Source organism: Nostoc sp. LEGE 12447, assembly GCF_015206985.1.
Lineage (GTDB): Bacteria > Cyanobacteriota > Cyanobacteriia > Cyanobacteriales > Nostocaceae > Nostoc.
Map to the genome: position 1 here is coordinate 49,390 of NZ_JADEXT010000010.1, position 16,685 is coordinate 66,074.

Consider the following 16,685-nt stretch of genomic DNA (forward strand, 5'->3'; position numbering starts at 1 on the left):
TACTTAATGCTTTGATAATTTATTTTTTAAAATATCCATTTTTCCAAAGATAAAAAGGGCTAACGAAGCTACTAAAAAAAAGTTCCATTTCGCAAGCAACTACCAAATCGTGTTTGAGTCTACTTCGGTATTTGAGTAAGTGGAAAGCAATTTTACGTAAGTCATTTATCATATAAGATAAAAGAGCAATTGGTCTATATATCTGTTTGATATGAACCATTCTAGTTACATAACGGCTAAGTCCAATTCCTCTAAAAAAGGGAATTAAATAGTCTTTTTGTAAACGGAAACTAGGTATTCTATGGGAAATTTCCATTTCTGGGTTATACCAAATTTCCCATCCTGATTTTTGGATATAAGACAACATTTCTAAGTCTTCACTGGTAAGCATATTACCCTTAACTCTCCCAGTTAAAATCGCCTTATCTGGCACACTTTCTAGCCACGCTTGTTTACGCACTACAAGTCCGGCAGAGGGAGGTAGCAATTTTTTAGATGCTTCATATAATAACGGTAAATTACCTCGCTCTGTAATTGCTAAGAATGGAGCAATTCTCTGAAAGTTTTCTGGTGGTTCTACTTCCCAGTCAGGGTGAATTTGGCTGCCATAAGCTCCCGCTTTGGGGTATTTTTCACCAAAAGTATAAGCTGCATATACCCAATTCGATACTGGATAGTTGTCATCATCTAGAAAACCTATTAATCTACCTTTAGCTTCTGCAACTGCCCTTTTTCGGGCATAGGCTGCCCCCTGTTGTGCTTCAAAGCAATACTTCAAAGGGTAAGAACATTGCCAATTCTGTTGATAGGTTTCAACAACTTTAGCTGTGTTATCAGTGCTGTTATTGTCTACAACTATAATTTCCCAAAATAAATTGTCGGTGTGAATTTGGTTTTGTAGTCGTTCTAATAGTTCTGGTAAACGACTTTCACCGTTATAAGTTGGGATTGCTATAGTAATATCAAGGTTTTCAGTCATTTGAAAAAATTTACATTTTGATATTTTGATTAAGACGCTTTTTGTTTTATAAATTGAACCAATAGCTAGTTTATTACTGGCTCTTAAATAAATCTATCGAACATTAAAAACTGCACCTGATGTTTTAATTTTGCTATCAATGTGCAGTTTTATATACAGTATTATTACGTAATTTGAAATGAAGATTCCTGCATAAGCTACTTAACTGCATTTATCATCTTGTGCTGTGAGCATTGAGCCTAAGAGAGTTTTCACAATGACGCATCGCTTGACGCTACTAGCCGATGTGGAGTTTGCAGAGCTTGGTACAGCTACCACTATTTTTAACCCAGGTGGCTCTGTCGAAGGGGCTACAGGTGTTCCAAAGCTTGCATTGGGTAAAGTCCCCATATAGTCAAAGGTAATTTTTGTTGACGCACTTAAAGTGTAAGAGACAGATGAACCAGCAGTGTTTTGACTGGTGAGATTTGCACCTAGCAGAAATTTATCAGAGCTGATGCCTACATCTGCTCCTAAAGGTTTCCATGTAGGGCTTCCAGCATTGGTATTATAAACAGCAACCTCTGCATTTTGGGTTGTGCTATTTTTCTGAAAACTGACACTGTAGCTAAGTTTTTTGTTTTTAGCTTCGCGCTGTGCTTCTTGCAGTGCGGCTAAAACAGCGTCGTTAACCTTATTCACTTTCTGCCGATTCACAAAGGCAAGCCAACCAGGAGCTGCGATCGCTGCTAAAATTCCAATCATCACCATCACTACAATTAATTCCAGCAAGCTAAAGCCAGCATCTTGTTGGGTGTATCCAGAAGCATAGCGTAGTCTGTGAATTAAACATCGCTGTTTACTGGTTTCATTTTTACTGTTTGGGTTAAATAACTTCAAACTTAACTTTCCCATAATTAGCTGCCATTAATTAATCCTTGAATTTTCAGCACTTATTTAGTAAATAAGTATCCGCGCCCTTGTACGCGCATACTTGCATTTGGAAAATAAGTTTTGTTGGTATCTGTGTAATTAAGGTTATTGCTTTGTAACCGTGCGAGTGCATTGCCTCGTAAAAATACCTGTGCTGTTGTGTTAACCCTATCGATACACGCATAGAAACCAGTCATTTTGCCAGCATTACGTGTATTAAAGCTAGCAGTGTTTGGTGATACTTTTTGCCATGTGTTGTTATCAGTAGGACAAGTTGCCGCAGGTGCTGGTGTTGTATCATCAGTTTTGGTTTGATCAATAAAGTCAACCAGTACTGTAGTATCAGCAGTATAAGTTTCTGTGGCTTTTACCCAAGCATTCATCTTGTCATTAATAGTGCCTACTCCATCGAGTTTAAATAGGGTAAAACCTGGACTTGGACAATTACCACTAATATATTTGCCAGTGTAGCCAGTACAATCAACACCAGTACTAGCTGGTACACCATCCTTAATTTGCCATCTCGCAATCCGAGCTGCATTAGACCAAGTAGAACTAGAAGTAGCGTCTTTAATTAAATAGTAGGCAACTAATGAGTATACAAAAGTATCATCTTTTTCGGTTCCTGTAATTGTAAGCGCTTGATTAACTAATTCTCGCTTCCAAAAGACAAGAACCGGGACTCTATCTGTTGCGCTCGAATTAGGTAATTGATTTTTTATAGCTTCAATTCCGTCAGCATCATAAAGATAAATTGCCTGTTGTAAATCACGGGAAATATAATCTAGCGCAGTTTGAATTTCTTGCTCAGAATTTGCCTTTACTTGCTCCTTTCGATCTGTATCCATAATGTTAACCATGAATCCTAGCAACGGTGTAATGATGAGGAATGCCAGGATCATGGCAATTAACAATTCAATCATTGTAAAACCGTTAACTTGCTGAACTAACCTAGAGCGTTTTAGCTGGCTTTTGATTAAGAATTTTAGTGTACTCACCATATTCTGGAATTCTCTTTAGTAATAAATGCACAGTGAGCATCGCATAATGTGAAACTGCTTAGTTCTTTACTGGCAAGCTTGATTTGTTGCATTACCTAGTCGTCGGCATAAAGCCTGAAATGTAGTGTTAGTATTGCCAATGTCGGTTGTCATTTCGACTAATGGTGCTTGACGATCGCCCAATCCACCTGTGAAAGTTTTTTGTGTTTTCTTATCACTATTCGAGTTCCCTGTATTGGCTGTTATAGTTTTACTAAAGTCAATATCTGTTCGATAAACCCGAATTGCCAGACGATAACCGTCGTTTACCGAACTACCTGTGACTTTAACTTGAGCAGCTTGAATGTAAAACTGCTCAAAGGGCTTATCTCTACAAGCTGTAGTACTAGTAGTAGTAATAGTGCCATCAGTAACCTTAAAGCAATACAAATTCGTATCACTTGCTTGCGGAACAGGCATCTCTGTACTGCTAATTAAATAGGCTGCTGCTTGAGTTGAATTTGAAACATTTCGGGTTGTAGTTGCACTCACAGGATCGCGTGCAATGATTGTACTTGGCGCTGCAATTGCTCCAGTTCTTATAGCATCAATAAATGCTTTTGTCGCTTGGGTTGCCAGTTCCACTCGTCGAGACTGAACGCGGGTTGCTGTTGAGATGACGATCGCAGGTGCGATCGCTGCCATTAAAATAGCAACTATAACTATTGCTACCAAAGACTCAATAATCGTAAAACCAGACTCATCAGCAGGGATGATTTGTTGCTGTAGTTTGTGCTTAATCATTCACTTATCACCAGCTTCTGATACCAATTTGCATTCAAAAACGTAATTGAGAAATTTTACTCCCCTAAAGTTAAAGTTACAGTTTAGGAGAGTAGTATGAAGTTTTAAGATGGGCAGTTACTAGGACGTTGATCGGAATCGATTGCAGGAGTATATACAGGAGGAGTGCTAGTATCGGGTTTTTTCGCACACAACAAACTTTGCACCCATGCGTCATCTCGACCAACTTCCCGGAAGTACTCATCTGGCAAATCATCTGGTATGGTTGCCAATTTTTGGGCTAATAAGTCAGGCGACTGAGATAGCAGTGCTACATCATAACCCCATTGCCGTGTAGGAGCTAGATAGAAAGGTGTTCTGCTGTTGTTGCCTTGAATCTTATACTTAAAACTATCAGATTGAGTTGATATAGATGTGTTGAATGATGCTGTGGCATAGGCACTTCGTTTAGTCTGGACGAAAGAGCCACTAATCCTAGCTTTAATGGCATCACTTGTTCCTCCTGTTGGGTTCCAATTTTCTACGAAGCGCACAAAGTTGTGTAAACCACCGTTATCTTCCGTAGGACGTGCTGGGGTATCTCCAGCCACAGCAATTAAATTAAAGGTAGTTTCAGTAGCTGTTTGCAACCAATTATTGTGGGTTCCAGAGACAATATTATTAGTGTTGTCTGGGTCTTGAGGAGTAGCAAAGGGTTGGTTAATTTGTAGAACTGGTTCAAATCCAGTGATAGCACCAGCAGTTATAACAGGCTTCAGCCAGGGCATGAACACATCGTTTGGTGGCGGTAATAGTGTTTGCCCTCCTCCTGTAGTTGATGTTGTTGACCCTAGAGGAAATTCTTGTACCTTACCAGGGTTGGTGTTATCAACTCCTAAGACTCTAAGAGGAGTAACTAACTGACCAGTTGTTGCATCACGTACAAAAGCAATTCTCCGAGGAGCCGTTGCAGGAAAGCATCCTCCTGAATAATCCGTCGCTGGATCATCAAAAATGTATCCTGTTTTTATTCGACTATTGTTTGGATTTCCATTTTTACCAACAATTTGACCATTATAAAACGTATTACCTCCTCCACCTCCACAGGCTGTCTGTATAGTCCATGCAGTTGTCGCTTTTGTCGGATCACTACAATCTGCTACGTTAGTTGCAGAGCAAACTTCCGTCAAATATGTCCCTGGTGGTATTTGTAGCGCAATCGGTGTCACAAAGTTGTTGAGGTAGGAACTACCTTGGAACCCTGTTGTAGTTGAGTCAAGGTCTTTGGGTATGCCTGTAGTGGTGTCGCGCCATCGAGCTACAGGAACAAAGCTATTGTATTGTGAGAAACCAGATAGTGTTGGGAATGGAGCATTATAGCTATTACTCCAGTCATAATCTCCCTCATCGCGGTAGCCCAATCTAAAGTTATTAGAAAGTAAAGTAACAGAATCTGCCAATACAGATGCAGGCCGCCATAAATCACCAGTTGTACAGTTTGGTAGCCTTGTATCATTTGGACGACAAGCGAAATTCGGATTGCGCTGTGCTTTGGCGCGAGTATAGAAATTGCTCCAATCATCTGACAATGCTGTTGTGAACTCTTCTTGGGTGTGAAGATTAAAGTTCCCCTTAACGTAAACAGGCAAATTGGTAGCTAAAATCAACCCTTTCTCTACGTCTCGATAATTATTACTTGTACCGCGACCGATTTGTGAGCCGTTGATGAGCATAATGGCATTAGGTCGGCGCGTTGGGTCAAGCGTATAATCTACTGGGCTTTCAAGTTTTTGCGCCTCTGGATCTGTCTTGGTTGAACTCAAATCTGGCAGTGCATCATTGCGAGTAGCATAGATAATGCCACTATTTGGCAGTAAGTATTCTTGCGCTGGAGTTGCTCCACCATACGTAGTAGTGCGAAGCGAGTTGATATCTAATACTGTGGCGCGAATTTCTAAAGGTTGTCTGTCTTTTGTTGCAAGATCGTAATCAGTACTTGTAGTGCTTGTTTGATTTGCCTTAACCTGTCTTGGATCTAAAAAGGCAGTTTCTTGAATTGCGCCGTGAGGAATAGGAGGTGTAGTGGTTACTGGAGAAATACTGCCGTCTAAAATTTGTAGAGCGCAAATTGCAGCATGAATTGTAGATTGTTCGGAGAGAGTACGATTTGCTGCTGTTTTTGCTAAAGCTTTTGCTAGCAGTCCATCATCTATAGAACGTCCAGCTAAATAATCTGCATTAGTTGTATCAGTTATTGGACGTTTTGGATCTCCTTTTATATCTCCTTTTGGATATTTTAATTGAGATTGATAAGTCAGTATGGCCTGATAATCACTGACTGCCTTAGTTGGAGGCCCGTAAACTATGCCGTTGTTGGATAAACCACCTGTAGCTGAACTATTAGCATTTGAAGCCCAAGCTGGAAGCCCTGTTTGATTTTTAGCAGTAGTGCTATTAGTAGGGACATAAAAGCTGCTTACACAAGCTATAGGCTGTGGACTTTGCTGGTCGTAACTAGTAGCTTTGTAGTGATAAACAGCTGTAGCTCGCATCCGCAGAGATGGTGTCTTAGTTGGATCGGCAATTTCGGGCCATGTATACTGTATTGAAGAATAATTACTTGCGCCTACAGCAGAGTAATCATACATCCAATATGGCTTAATAGTCTTTTGTGTGGGTGCTGGAGCTTGAGGCACTGGCATCAGATCAGACCAAATTTCTTTGGTAGCTGAAGTGAAAGTAGTACTTGCGGCTGTGTAACTATCAGGCAAATAAATCCCAGCACCAGTTACCACTCGTAAACCACCAAAAGGGTCTTGTATGGTACTCGGAACTTGAGCTGCTGCTAGTTCCCAATCTTTATCTCGGTCTGTAGAGCCTAAATCAGCTAATATTTGTACGCGAGAGCGGCGAGTGCGAGGTGTAGCAGGTGTCGTTGGTAGATCCCAGTTAACACCACTAATATTTTGGGTATCTTGGAAATTTGGGCCGACAAATAGGCTTTGATTGCTGTCCCACCAGATTTGAGGCAGATTGTTACCAATTACAACCCTGTCACCCAAGGATTGTTCTTTTCCGTCATAGTCTTTTTGTAGTTTAGTAGGTTCCGTTGCACCAGGTATCAGCTTATTACTGCTGATACTTAGTGTTAAATTACTGTAACCAGTACCCGTTTTACCATCCGTGGGATCGGTAGGATACATCCAAGCATCTACAGGGCGTAGGGTATCGCCACTGCCTTGAAGCGGAGTAGTTGTGGCGTATGTACCTAATGCAACTGATTCAGCACTCCCAGCAGCAACTTCTTTGTAAGGTACGCGGCGGGTGCGCTTTTGAAAGTAAAGCTGTAGCTGTTGTTTGCGTAGTGCGTCGTTTTCTGCTGTGGTGTAACTTGCTAAACCAAGCTTATCCTTTTGTTGTTGAATACCTTTGGTAACTTCTGTCGGATCAGGATTTGTAGTAGCTATTTGAGCGTTAACTAGGCGAGTGATACGCTGAGTATAGGCAAGGCTGTTATAAGCCATGAAATTCGCTTCATTTGATGCTGGAGTAGTTGATTTTGCAAAATCGACTTCAACAGGATCGGTAGCTTCTCCTTTTCTAAATAAATGCACTTTAGTGACATTACCTAAGTCACTTGTATCTGTGAAGCCACCAGCACCCAAGTTTCCACCAATTACTATTTTGGCATTCTCGTCATCGTAGAAACAGGAATCCTTACTACTAACTTGAAATAGCTTGACACTATTTGCTGGTGAACCAGTGAGAAAATTACTATTAGTAAAAATTCGTCCATTTAATCTGAAGGCTGGCCCGGGGCTAAGTCCTATATCATCTTCATAAAGAACAGCATTATTAACTACAGGAATTTGGACACGTTCTTGTTGATACTCTAAAGCAGAAAAGCTTTTATTACCTTTATAAAGTTCGTACTTAGTATTAGATGGTGTAGTAGTAATAGGAACAGTTGCTGTATAAACAAAAAAGGCTTTTTTCAACTTATTGCCCACTTTAAACCAGCCAGTATTACCTACTAAGGTAGCGCTTGTGCCTAGTGTATCTCCACAATCTCCGCTGACATTACCAGCAGTCATTGGTAAAGTTCTTGCTTCTAATGGATTTCTGGCATATTTATATACACCAGCGTTTATAGGGGGATTTCTAAAGTAAACGCCATAAAGTGTGTAGCTATCAAATTTGCCGTTGTTATCGGTATCTACAGGGTATAGCCATGCAGTATTTAGTGTCTTGTTCTTTTCAGAATCTTCGGTTCTTTTTGCTTTTTGATCGGTATTTAGAGCTAGTTGAAGTTGAGTTTCATCACCAAATGTATATTCATTGATATTGCCGCTCAAAGTAGAATACAACGCATCATCTGTTGGTGTGGCTCGTGGTAGTCGTCCGTCTTGAAACAGCTTATTTATTTTAGCTCTAGCTCGATCAATAGCTGGAGTTGCAGCGTTGAGTGCAGCCTCATTTACTCGAACATTACTAGCATTTTTAGAGCGTTCAAAAGAGCGAAATAAAATTGCTGTTGTTAACAGTACAACAACTAAAGATACCATTGCTACCGTTGGTAAAACAAAACCAGCATTTCCCGCACCACGCCTTCTATTAGTTGTAAAAATAGTTCTTAGAAACCAAATTATTTTCTTTTTTATTGTAGATAAAAACTGATTGCTAAGGTTTTTTAAATAAAATATTAGTGCCTTCAATAACTTGCGTTTTACAGACATAGAAGCTTCCCTGCTAAGTGTTTGTTTACGGATGTGAGGATATTTGAATTTATAGGTATTCAGCCTATTATTTAGGTTTTAGCTAAAAGTGAGACTTTTGATTTATGTAAAAATTAACCTTGTTTAAACATTTTTAAAAATGTAGTAGTAAATTAACCTGTAGTAGTAAATTAACCAATACGATTTATTCACTTTATATCATAGGTTCATTTTTTGGTTAATACCGAAAAATACTGATCTTCTCGAAATTATTTAATTTATGTCCACTAAAGAGATAAAAATTTATTTTTATATAGAAGGCTGATATCACAGAAACAAAACCTACATTTCCAAGCTAATTAAGCTCACTTTCATAGAAAAATAGTATGACTTAAAATTAACTTTGTAGAAATCCATTTCATTCAAAGCTAGCTTTATGAAGATGTTGTCAGCATACTAAGGCTATAATACCCACGTGTTAAGGTAAAAATATCAGTTAGGGGCAAAATAATATGAAAAAACTTAAAACCCCCCTGTATTAGGGAGGCGTTAGAATAAATATTCATAATTTCAAGCAAATACGTAGTAATTAGGTTTAATAGTCAATAGCTGAATTACACTGTTGCTTGCACAGACTATAGGACTAGTATTTAATTTTTGAAACTACCGTTGTAGGTTTTTATATATGGTTGCTAAATCTGCTGCCTGCATATTTACTGTGCGAACAGGTTTAATACCTTGGCGCAATTTATTAAGTAAATTAGTATCTGTTGCTAATCGCTCAAGAGCTTGAGTCCAAGCTTTAGTATCATTAGCAGTTACTAACCAACCATCAATGCCATGTTTTACAAGTTCGGCAATACCCCCCAAATTGGAACCAATTACAGGGAGGCCGGCTTCATGGGCTTCTAAGACTACTATTGGCCCAGTTTCTAACCATTGGGAAGGTACAGCTAGGATGTCATAATTGGCTAGAGCCTGGGGAAGTTCAACTCTAGTTAGTTGTTTTTCTATGCGAATTCGGGGGTCATTGTCAATTAGGTTAAAAATTTTTTGGCGATATCGTTCATCTTGCGCTATGCCATGAATTATCAATTCAATGGGAATCACCGCAGGTAAATCTTTAACTGCTTGGACTAAGATATCAATACCTTTATATATATCCCAGCGTCCTAAAAAAACTACTTTTAAAGTGCCAGATTGCTGTAATACAAGTGTTGATTTTTCTTGTGTAGCGTCAGAAATTCCGTGTCGAGAGAGAACGAGTTTTTTTTCAGGAATGCCGTTAATTAGTAGAGCCTCATAAAGCCAATCACACACTGCTACAATGCGGTCTGCAAATTTTGCCATTTCTAGTAGGCTTTTTTTGCGGGCAGTAACATAACCAGGTATCACAAAAGGACGCACAAACTGTCCTAAGTTGCCTTTGTCTACTGAGGCAGGAAGATAAGCACTTACAGGCAATGGCACTCTCCCGACAACAGCTTCGGGCAGATAGCTAAAACCTTTGACCATTGCAGCAGGCAGCTTTCTGCTTAAACTATCAGCACACTGAGAACAACGCACCACGTCTATTTTGCCATCACAAGCCTGTTGTCCATTGAACATCAGAGTAGTTCGTTGGCATAAGGGCAGAGGATAATGGATTGTTACCACCGTTGCCATGCCTAATTCTTTTGCTAAACGTAGATGAGGCAATCCACAAGATACTTCCCAATGGTGCTGATGGTAGATGTCTGCTTTTTGGTGAGATAGCCAATTAGCAAAATCTTCAAATTTTCCATGAGGAAATTGACCGTGATTCGGTTGTGTTTTAGGTACTGGGAATACAGGATATCGATAAACTTCTACATCGTTGTACTTGTAAGTATCACCGTGTGGGGAACCTAATTTGGCCGCTGCTATCAGGATGTCAATATCATGCGTAGGCTCTGCCAACGCTAAGAGCGATCGTAATTCTGGCAGTAAATCGTTGAGGTTTACTTGAATACCACCGCATTTATCTGGAAAATAACGAGCAAGAGCTTGGATTACTTTCATCGGGAGGAATCTCCAGGACAGGAAATCTGCTCTTGCTATTTTATTCGCTGTATTGTGAATTACCCAGTAATATCTGTACTCCAATACAAACTAGATCGCCCATTCTCACCTCAATACCGTTCAGTTAAGCCCAAAAAACTTGATAAAGACACGAAATTTCGCGTCTTTATAGGTTTTTTAACCTTTCTTTCTTTGTATGAAACCACCCTGCTCTCCTTATTAAAGAGAGCTAAGGTGTACACACAAGTCTTTAAGAGTTGCCCCATAAGCTTTTGATCCCCCCAACCCCCCTTAAAAAGGGGGGCAAGAACCTCTCAAAGTCCTACTTTTTAAGGAGAATTTAGGAGGATCGACAATATTTTGGTTTTGTAGAGAGATGTGTGTACACCGTAGATTAAGGAGAGGGGGAGGCGATATGGATTAAGCGCTAAAGTATTTTGCTACTGGGTGGTAAGTAATAATTGCAGTGGTTGACTGTTCTGGATAAAGTTGTTCACTTTCATCCATATACAATTTAATTCTGTTAGTCTGCAATAATTCCAGTTGCTTGTATTGGTCTTGGATGTTCGGGCAAGCTGGATACCCAAAGCTATAGCGTGAGCCACGATAGCGTTGTGCTAATATATCCCGAATATTATCGGGTTCTTCAGCAGTAAAACCTAACTCTCGGCGAATTCTGGCGTGTGTCCATTCAGCTACAGCCTCTGCAACCTGCACCGCCATACCGTGAAAATACAGGTAATCAGTGTATTGGTTAACCGCAAATAGTTTTTGAGCAAACTCTGTGGCAATTTCCCCTACAGTCACCGCCTGCATGGGGAAGACATCAATAATTCCCGATTCCTTTGGTGCAAAGAAATCTGCTATGCACAGCCGCCTTAATGACTTTTGTCTGGGGAATTCAAAAGTTGTAACCTGCTGTGATTGGTTCTCTGAATCATATATATGTAGAGAATTCCCCTCCGCTTGACAAGGGAAATACCCATAAATCACCTGGGGATGCAACAGATTTTCTTCAATAATTCGCTGTTTCCAAGTTTCTAAAATTGGGTAGACTTTCTCAGCTAAGAAAGCCTGATATTCTTCCTTAGATTGTTCCTTTGGTTTGCGGAATTGCCACTGTCCAGCAATCAAAGCTTGTAAATCTAAGTGCCAGAATATTTCCTCGATGGGAATATCACTAGGCTGCAATAACTTCGTTCCCCAGAAAGGTGGTGTCGGACGTTCAATATCTATTGCCACAGCATCAGAACGTCTCGTGTCTACTACTTTTGGTTCAGCAGATGTTTCTTCAGCAGTCTTAGCTTTTGGTTCTTTGTTACCATTCGTCGAAACTTCAGCCGTTTCGATTTCGTTCAAAAATCCCTGCAAATCTTCCCAGTTACCAGTAGCTTTAGCTGGCATTAATTTATCCATGAAGTGCAAGTCAGAAAAGGCATCTTTGCCATAAACGACTTTACCTTTATAGGTATTTTGGCAATCTTCATAGACAAACTTGGGAGTTAACGCCGCACCACCTAAAATTACGGGGACACTAATTCCCTTTTCGTTGAATACCTCCAAGTTCTCTTTCATGAAGGCAGTGGATTTTACCAGCAAACCACTCATGGCAATACAATCAGCTTTGTGCTGTTCGTAGGCGTTGATGATGTTTTCTACCGGCTGCTTAATTCCCAGGTTAATCACCTTGTAGCCGTTGTTGGACAAGATGATATCCACCAAGTTTTTACCAATGTCGTGGACATCGCCTTTGACTGTGGCAATGATAAAGGTTCCCTTGGCATTGTTGCCTGATTCTGATTTTTCCATGAAGGGTTCTAAAAATGCAACTGCCGCCTTCATGGTTTCTGCTGATTGCAAAACGAAGGGTAGCTGCATTTGCCCAGAACCGAATAATTCCCCGACAACTTTCATGCCATCTAGCAAGAAGGTGTTGATAATTTCTAAGGGTGGATGTTCTTCTAAGGCTTTTTTCAGATGTTCTTCTAAGCCAATGCGTTCGCCATCAATGATATGGCGTTTGAGACGTTCTGGGATGGGGAGACTTTCATCTAAGGAGCGATCGCGCTTAGTTGTCACCCCGGCAAACACTGTGGTAAGCTCTCCCAAGGGATCGTAAACGCAGACGTTACCCTCAAACTTCCGCTCATCATAAATCAACTGGCGACAGATTTCTTGATGGCGGACGTCAATCTTGGATAACGGTAAAATCTTGTTAGCACTGACAATGGCTGCATCCATTCCCGCCGTCGTCGCTTCGTGCAAAAACACCGAGTTCAGCACCATTCGCGAGGCTGGATTCAAACCAAAGGAAATATTGGAAACACCCAAAATCACATGACATCCAGGCAATTCCTCACGAATGCGCCGGATAGATTCAATTGTGGCTTTACCATTTTCTCGGTCTTCTTCAATCCCGGTGGAAATTGGTAACGCGAGGGTATCAAAGAATATTTCTGTGGGTGGTATGCCATATTCTACAGCTTGACGGTATGCGCGTTGAGCGATCGCAAACTTTTTATCGGCTGTTCGCGCCATGCCATCTTCATCAATAGTACCAATGACTATACCAGCACCGTATTTCTTCGCTAACTCCAGCACCTTCAAAAAGCGCGGTTCCCCATCTTCGTAGTTGGTGGAGTTCAGCAAACACTTACCACCGGCAACCTTTAAACCCGCCTCCATTTTTTCCCATTCGGTGGAGTCAAGCATTAAAGGCAATGTCACGTTATTGACAATGCGTGAAACTAATTCGTGCATATCGCGCACGCCGTCGCGTCCTACATAATCGACGTTGACATCTAGGATGTGTGCGCCTTCTTTGACTTGCGCCCTCGCCATTGAAACGAGTCCATCCCAATCTTCGGCATTTAGCAAATCGCGGCACTTCTTGGAGCCACTGGCGTTTAGACGTTCACCAACAATCAAGAAGGAATTATCTTGGTCATAAGGCTGAGTGGTGTAAATTGATGCTGCTGCTGGTTCTAAGCTAGGTTGTCTAACTTTTGGCTTCAGGTCTTTGGCTAGTTCTGCCAATTGTTGAATGTGTTCTGGACGCGTCCCACAGCAACCCCCGATCACTTGGACACCCAAATCTTCAACAAAATGCATCAGCGACATCCGTAATTCCAACGGTGTCAGGCGGTAGTGCGCTTGACCGCCGATGTTTTCAGGTAAACCCGCGTTGGGTATACAGGAAACGATGAAAGGTGAATGTTCTGCCAAATACTTGATATGTGGTTTCATCAAGTCTGGGCCTGTGGCGCAGTTGAGACCGAGAATGTCAATTGGGTAAGGTTCCAAAATTGTCAGCACAGCACTGATTTCTGAACCAACCAACATTGTGCCCATGCTTTCCATTGTCACAGACACCATTAACGGACGGCGATCGCCTTTTTTGGCAAACACTTCTTCAATTCCATTCAGCGCCGCCTTAATTTGCAGCACATCTTGACAAGTTTCCACCAAAAATAAATCAACACCACCATCCCACAGCGCCTCTGCTTGTTCAGCAAAAGTAGCTTTCATGGTGTCAAAGTCAATATGTCCCAAAGTAGGGAGTTTTGTTGTCGGCCCGATGGAACCTGCCACAAACCGGGGTTTTTCTGGGGTGGAAAATTCCGCAGCCACACGCTTCGCCAGTTCTGCGGCTGTCTTGCTGAGGTAATATGCTTGGTCTGCTAAGTCATATTCTGCCAGCACTAAGGACGTACTACCAAAGGTATCGGTTTCAATCACATCTGCACCAGCAGCGAGAAAATCACGGTGAACCTTAGCGACAGCTTCGGGTTTGGTGTGGACTAAGTATTCGTTACAACCTTCATACTGTGGGCCGCCGAAGTCTTCAGCAGTCAGGTTTTGGGTTTGCAGGTTGGTTCCCATCGCCCCGTCGAAAACGAGGACTGGGCTATCTGGACTACGCAGGCGTTCAAGGAAAGAATGAGTCATATTTTCCTAGAAGAAATGAGGACATCAAGTGAGTCTTGTGATACTCGACTTACTTTATTATTTTCCAAAATTGTGATATTTGTGGCAGCCTTTAATAAAGTCTGGTTTTCTTTATCAAGGAAGGCAGGAGGCAGAGGGCAGGAGGCAGGAGGAAAAATGTCCGACGACGCTCTCTACGAGACGCTGCGCGTAGCTTGCTTCTCCGTAGGAGTACGCAGACTCGCTCGCCGCCGGCGCTATCTGTTTCCTGCCGTGACCAAAGGGAACAGGGGTTTAAGACAAGAACAGCAAATTGAAAATTTGGTGGCTCTTATTAAGGAGGTGTCTGAATCCCCTTCTTAATAAAACCTCCTGCCTTCTGCCTTCTGCCTCCTGCCTCCTTCAAATAGCGATTTACTGATAACCTGCTGCTTGTAACAGAAACAACTTGGCATAACGTCCTTTTAGCTGTAATAATTCTTCGTGAGTTCCCTGTTCTATAACTTCGCCGTTTTCTATAACTACGATTTTGTCAGCCATTCGGACTGTAGAGAAGCGATGGGAAATCAAAAGTACCATCTGATTTTGAGTAATAGCGCGAAAATGATTGAAAATCTCAAATTCAGCTTGGGCATCTATTGCTGATGTTGGTTCATCCAATACTAAGATATCTGCTTGCGATCGCATAAAAGCACGAGACAAAGCAATTTTCTGCCACTGTCCCCCAGAAAGTTCCTGTCCTCCCTTAAACCAACGACCAAGTTGAGTCTGGAAGCTTTGGGGTAATTGGTCAATAAAAGATTGGGCCATGCCTTTTTCGGCAGCAGTTTGCCAACGGTTTTTATTTTCGAGATGTTCTACATCACCCACGCCGATATTCTCGCCCACAGTGAACTGATAGCGGACAAAGTTTTGGAAAATCACACCAATACGACGACGCAACACATCCACATCCCATTCCTGCAAGTCCAAGCCATCTAAGAAAATTCGTCCAGAGTCTGGGGTGTAGAGTCGGGTAAGTAGTTTGATTAAAGTAGTCTTACCGGAACCGTTTTCACCCACAATTGCCAGTTTTTCTTTGGGTTTCAAGTGTAGCGAAATGTTTGTCAAGGCTGGCTTAGAACTTCCTGGATAAGTAAATGATACGTTCTCAAAACGGATACCATCTTGAGGATTTAAACCAATGGTTGCCTTACCCCAAGACTTTGGTACTTCTTCTTCTAAGAAATCATAGAGATTTGATAAATATAGGTTGTCTTCATACATCCCTCCAATAGATGTGAGGGCATTGGAGAAAGTTGATTGTCCTTGACGAAAAACGGTGAGATACATGGTCATATCTCCCAAGGAAATCTTACCTTGTACTGTTTCTACTACAATCCAAGCATAAGCTAGGTAAAAAGCACCAGTACTGACTAAACCCAGGAGATAGCCCCACAATCCTCGCCGCAGAGTCAAATCGCGGTCTTCGCCATAGAGTTGATGAAACAGGTTGCGGTAACGCCCTAGTAGCATCTCTCCCAACTGGTAGAGTTTGACTTCTGTGACAAAATCTTCTCTTGCTAGCAGATTTTCTAAGTAGTGCTGTTGACGAGTTTCTGCCGCCCGCCAACTAAATAGGCGAAAGCCTTCTCCAGCAAACTTTGTTTCGGCAATAAATACAGGCATCGCTGCCAAAATCAGCACCACCACCGCCCAAGCTGAGAAATTTACTAGCAAAATACCGTAGGTAATCAGGGAAAGGGCATTTTGCACCAATCCAAAGGTGCGGTTTACTAACGAAAGTGGACGAACTGATGCTTCTCGTCGGGCATTGGTCAATTTGTCATAAAATTCTGAGTCTTCAAACTGCCTAAGATCCAGTGTCAGCGCCTTTTCTAAGATGAGTACATTCACTCGCTGACCCATTAGCGCCCGTAATAAAGACTGGCAAATGAGGATTCCCCTCTGACTACCTGCTAGTAGAATTACAGCGATCGCTTCTAATCCTACATAAAATAGGGAAGGATAAATATTGACAAAACCATTGTTTTGTGAATTCACTTGAGAGGCAAATACCACTGCATCAACAATTAATTTACTGATGTAGGATATCGCCGCTGGTAAAAGACCAGCCACTAAAGTTAAACTCGCCAGCAGAATGGTAAGCGATCGGCTAGTAGTCCATACCAAGTTCACAGCCCGTCCACTGTAGCGGAAAACCGTCAGGGATTGGCGTAGGATATTTCTTTTTTTTTAATTTTCATCTTTTTTTGGACAAGATACCCCAGCTTGGGCGGATCTTCCTGACTTTATTTAATCTTTATTAATTTTACCAAAAAAGAAGTTAGAACTCAGGAGCCAGAATCA

Annotated in this window: 8 protein-coding genes; all 8 read right to left on the reverse strand. The window is 41.4% G+C overall.

What is annotated here, in order from left to right:
- Window positions 1–19: 19 nt before the first annotated feature.
- Window positions 20–979 (reverse strand): hormogonium polysaccharide biosynthesis glycosyltransferase HpsE, encoded by a 960-nt coding sequence (gene hpsE, locus IQ274_RS13510; protein WP_194142552.1) that lies wholly within the window; start codon window positions 977–979, stop codon window positions 20–22.
- A gap of 201 nt (window positions 980–1,180) precedes the next feature.
- Window positions 1,181–1,873 carry a pilus assembly FimT family protein gene (locus IQ274_RS13515; RefSeq protein ID WP_194142553.1) on the reverse strand — a complete coding sequence of 231 codons (693 nt, stop codon included), beginning with the start codon at window positions 1,871–1,873 and terminating at the stop codon, window positions 1,181–1,183.
- Between the two features lie 38 nt (window positions 1,874–1,911).
- Window positions 1,912–2,892, reverse strand: coding sequence for a hormogonium polysaccharide secretion pseudopilin HpsC (hpsC, locus tag IQ274_RS13520; protein WP_175586509.1), 981 nt, complete (start codon window positions 2,890–2,892; stop codon window positions 1,912–1,914).
- Window positions 2,893–2,958: 66 nt separating this feature from the next.
- A complete protein-coding gene (gene hpsB, locus IQ274_RS13525) occupies window positions 2,959–3,675 on the reverse strand; it encodes a hormogonium polysaccharide secretion pseudopilin HpsB (protein WP_194142554.1) in 717 nt (238 codons plus the stop codon).
- Window positions 3,676–3,779: 104 nt separating this feature from the next.
- The gene (hpsA, locus tag IQ274_RS13530; protein WP_194142555.1) at window positions 3,780–8,390 is read right to left on the reverse strand and encodes a hormogonium polysaccharide biosynthesis protein HpsA; all 4,611 of its coding nucleotides are present in this window, start codon (window positions 8,388–8,390) and stop codon (window positions 3,780–3,782) included.
- Window positions 8,391–9,032: 642 nt separating this feature from the next.
- On the reverse strand, window positions 9,033–10,409 hold the full coding sequence (locus IQ274_RS13535) for a glycosyltransferase (RefSeq protein ID WP_194142556.1): 1,377 nt from the start codon (window positions 10,407–10,409) through the stop codon (window positions 9,033–9,035).
- Window positions 10,410–10,829: 420 nt separating this feature from the next.
- Complete coding sequence (metH, locus tag IQ274_RS13540) at window positions 10,830–14,357, reverse strand: methionine synthase (RefSeq protein WP_194142557.1); 3,528 nt, start codon at window positions 14,355–14,357, stop codon at window positions 10,830–10,832.
- Window positions 14,358–14,750: 393 nt separating this feature from the next.
- Window positions 14,751–16,514: an ABC transporter ATP-binding protein gene (locus IQ274_RS13545; RefSeq protein ID WP_322745231.1), complete on the reverse strand. Its 1,764-nt coding sequence runs from the start codon at window positions 16,512–16,514 to the stop codon at window positions 14,751–14,753.
- Window positions 16,515–16,685 lie beyond the last annotated feature (171 nt).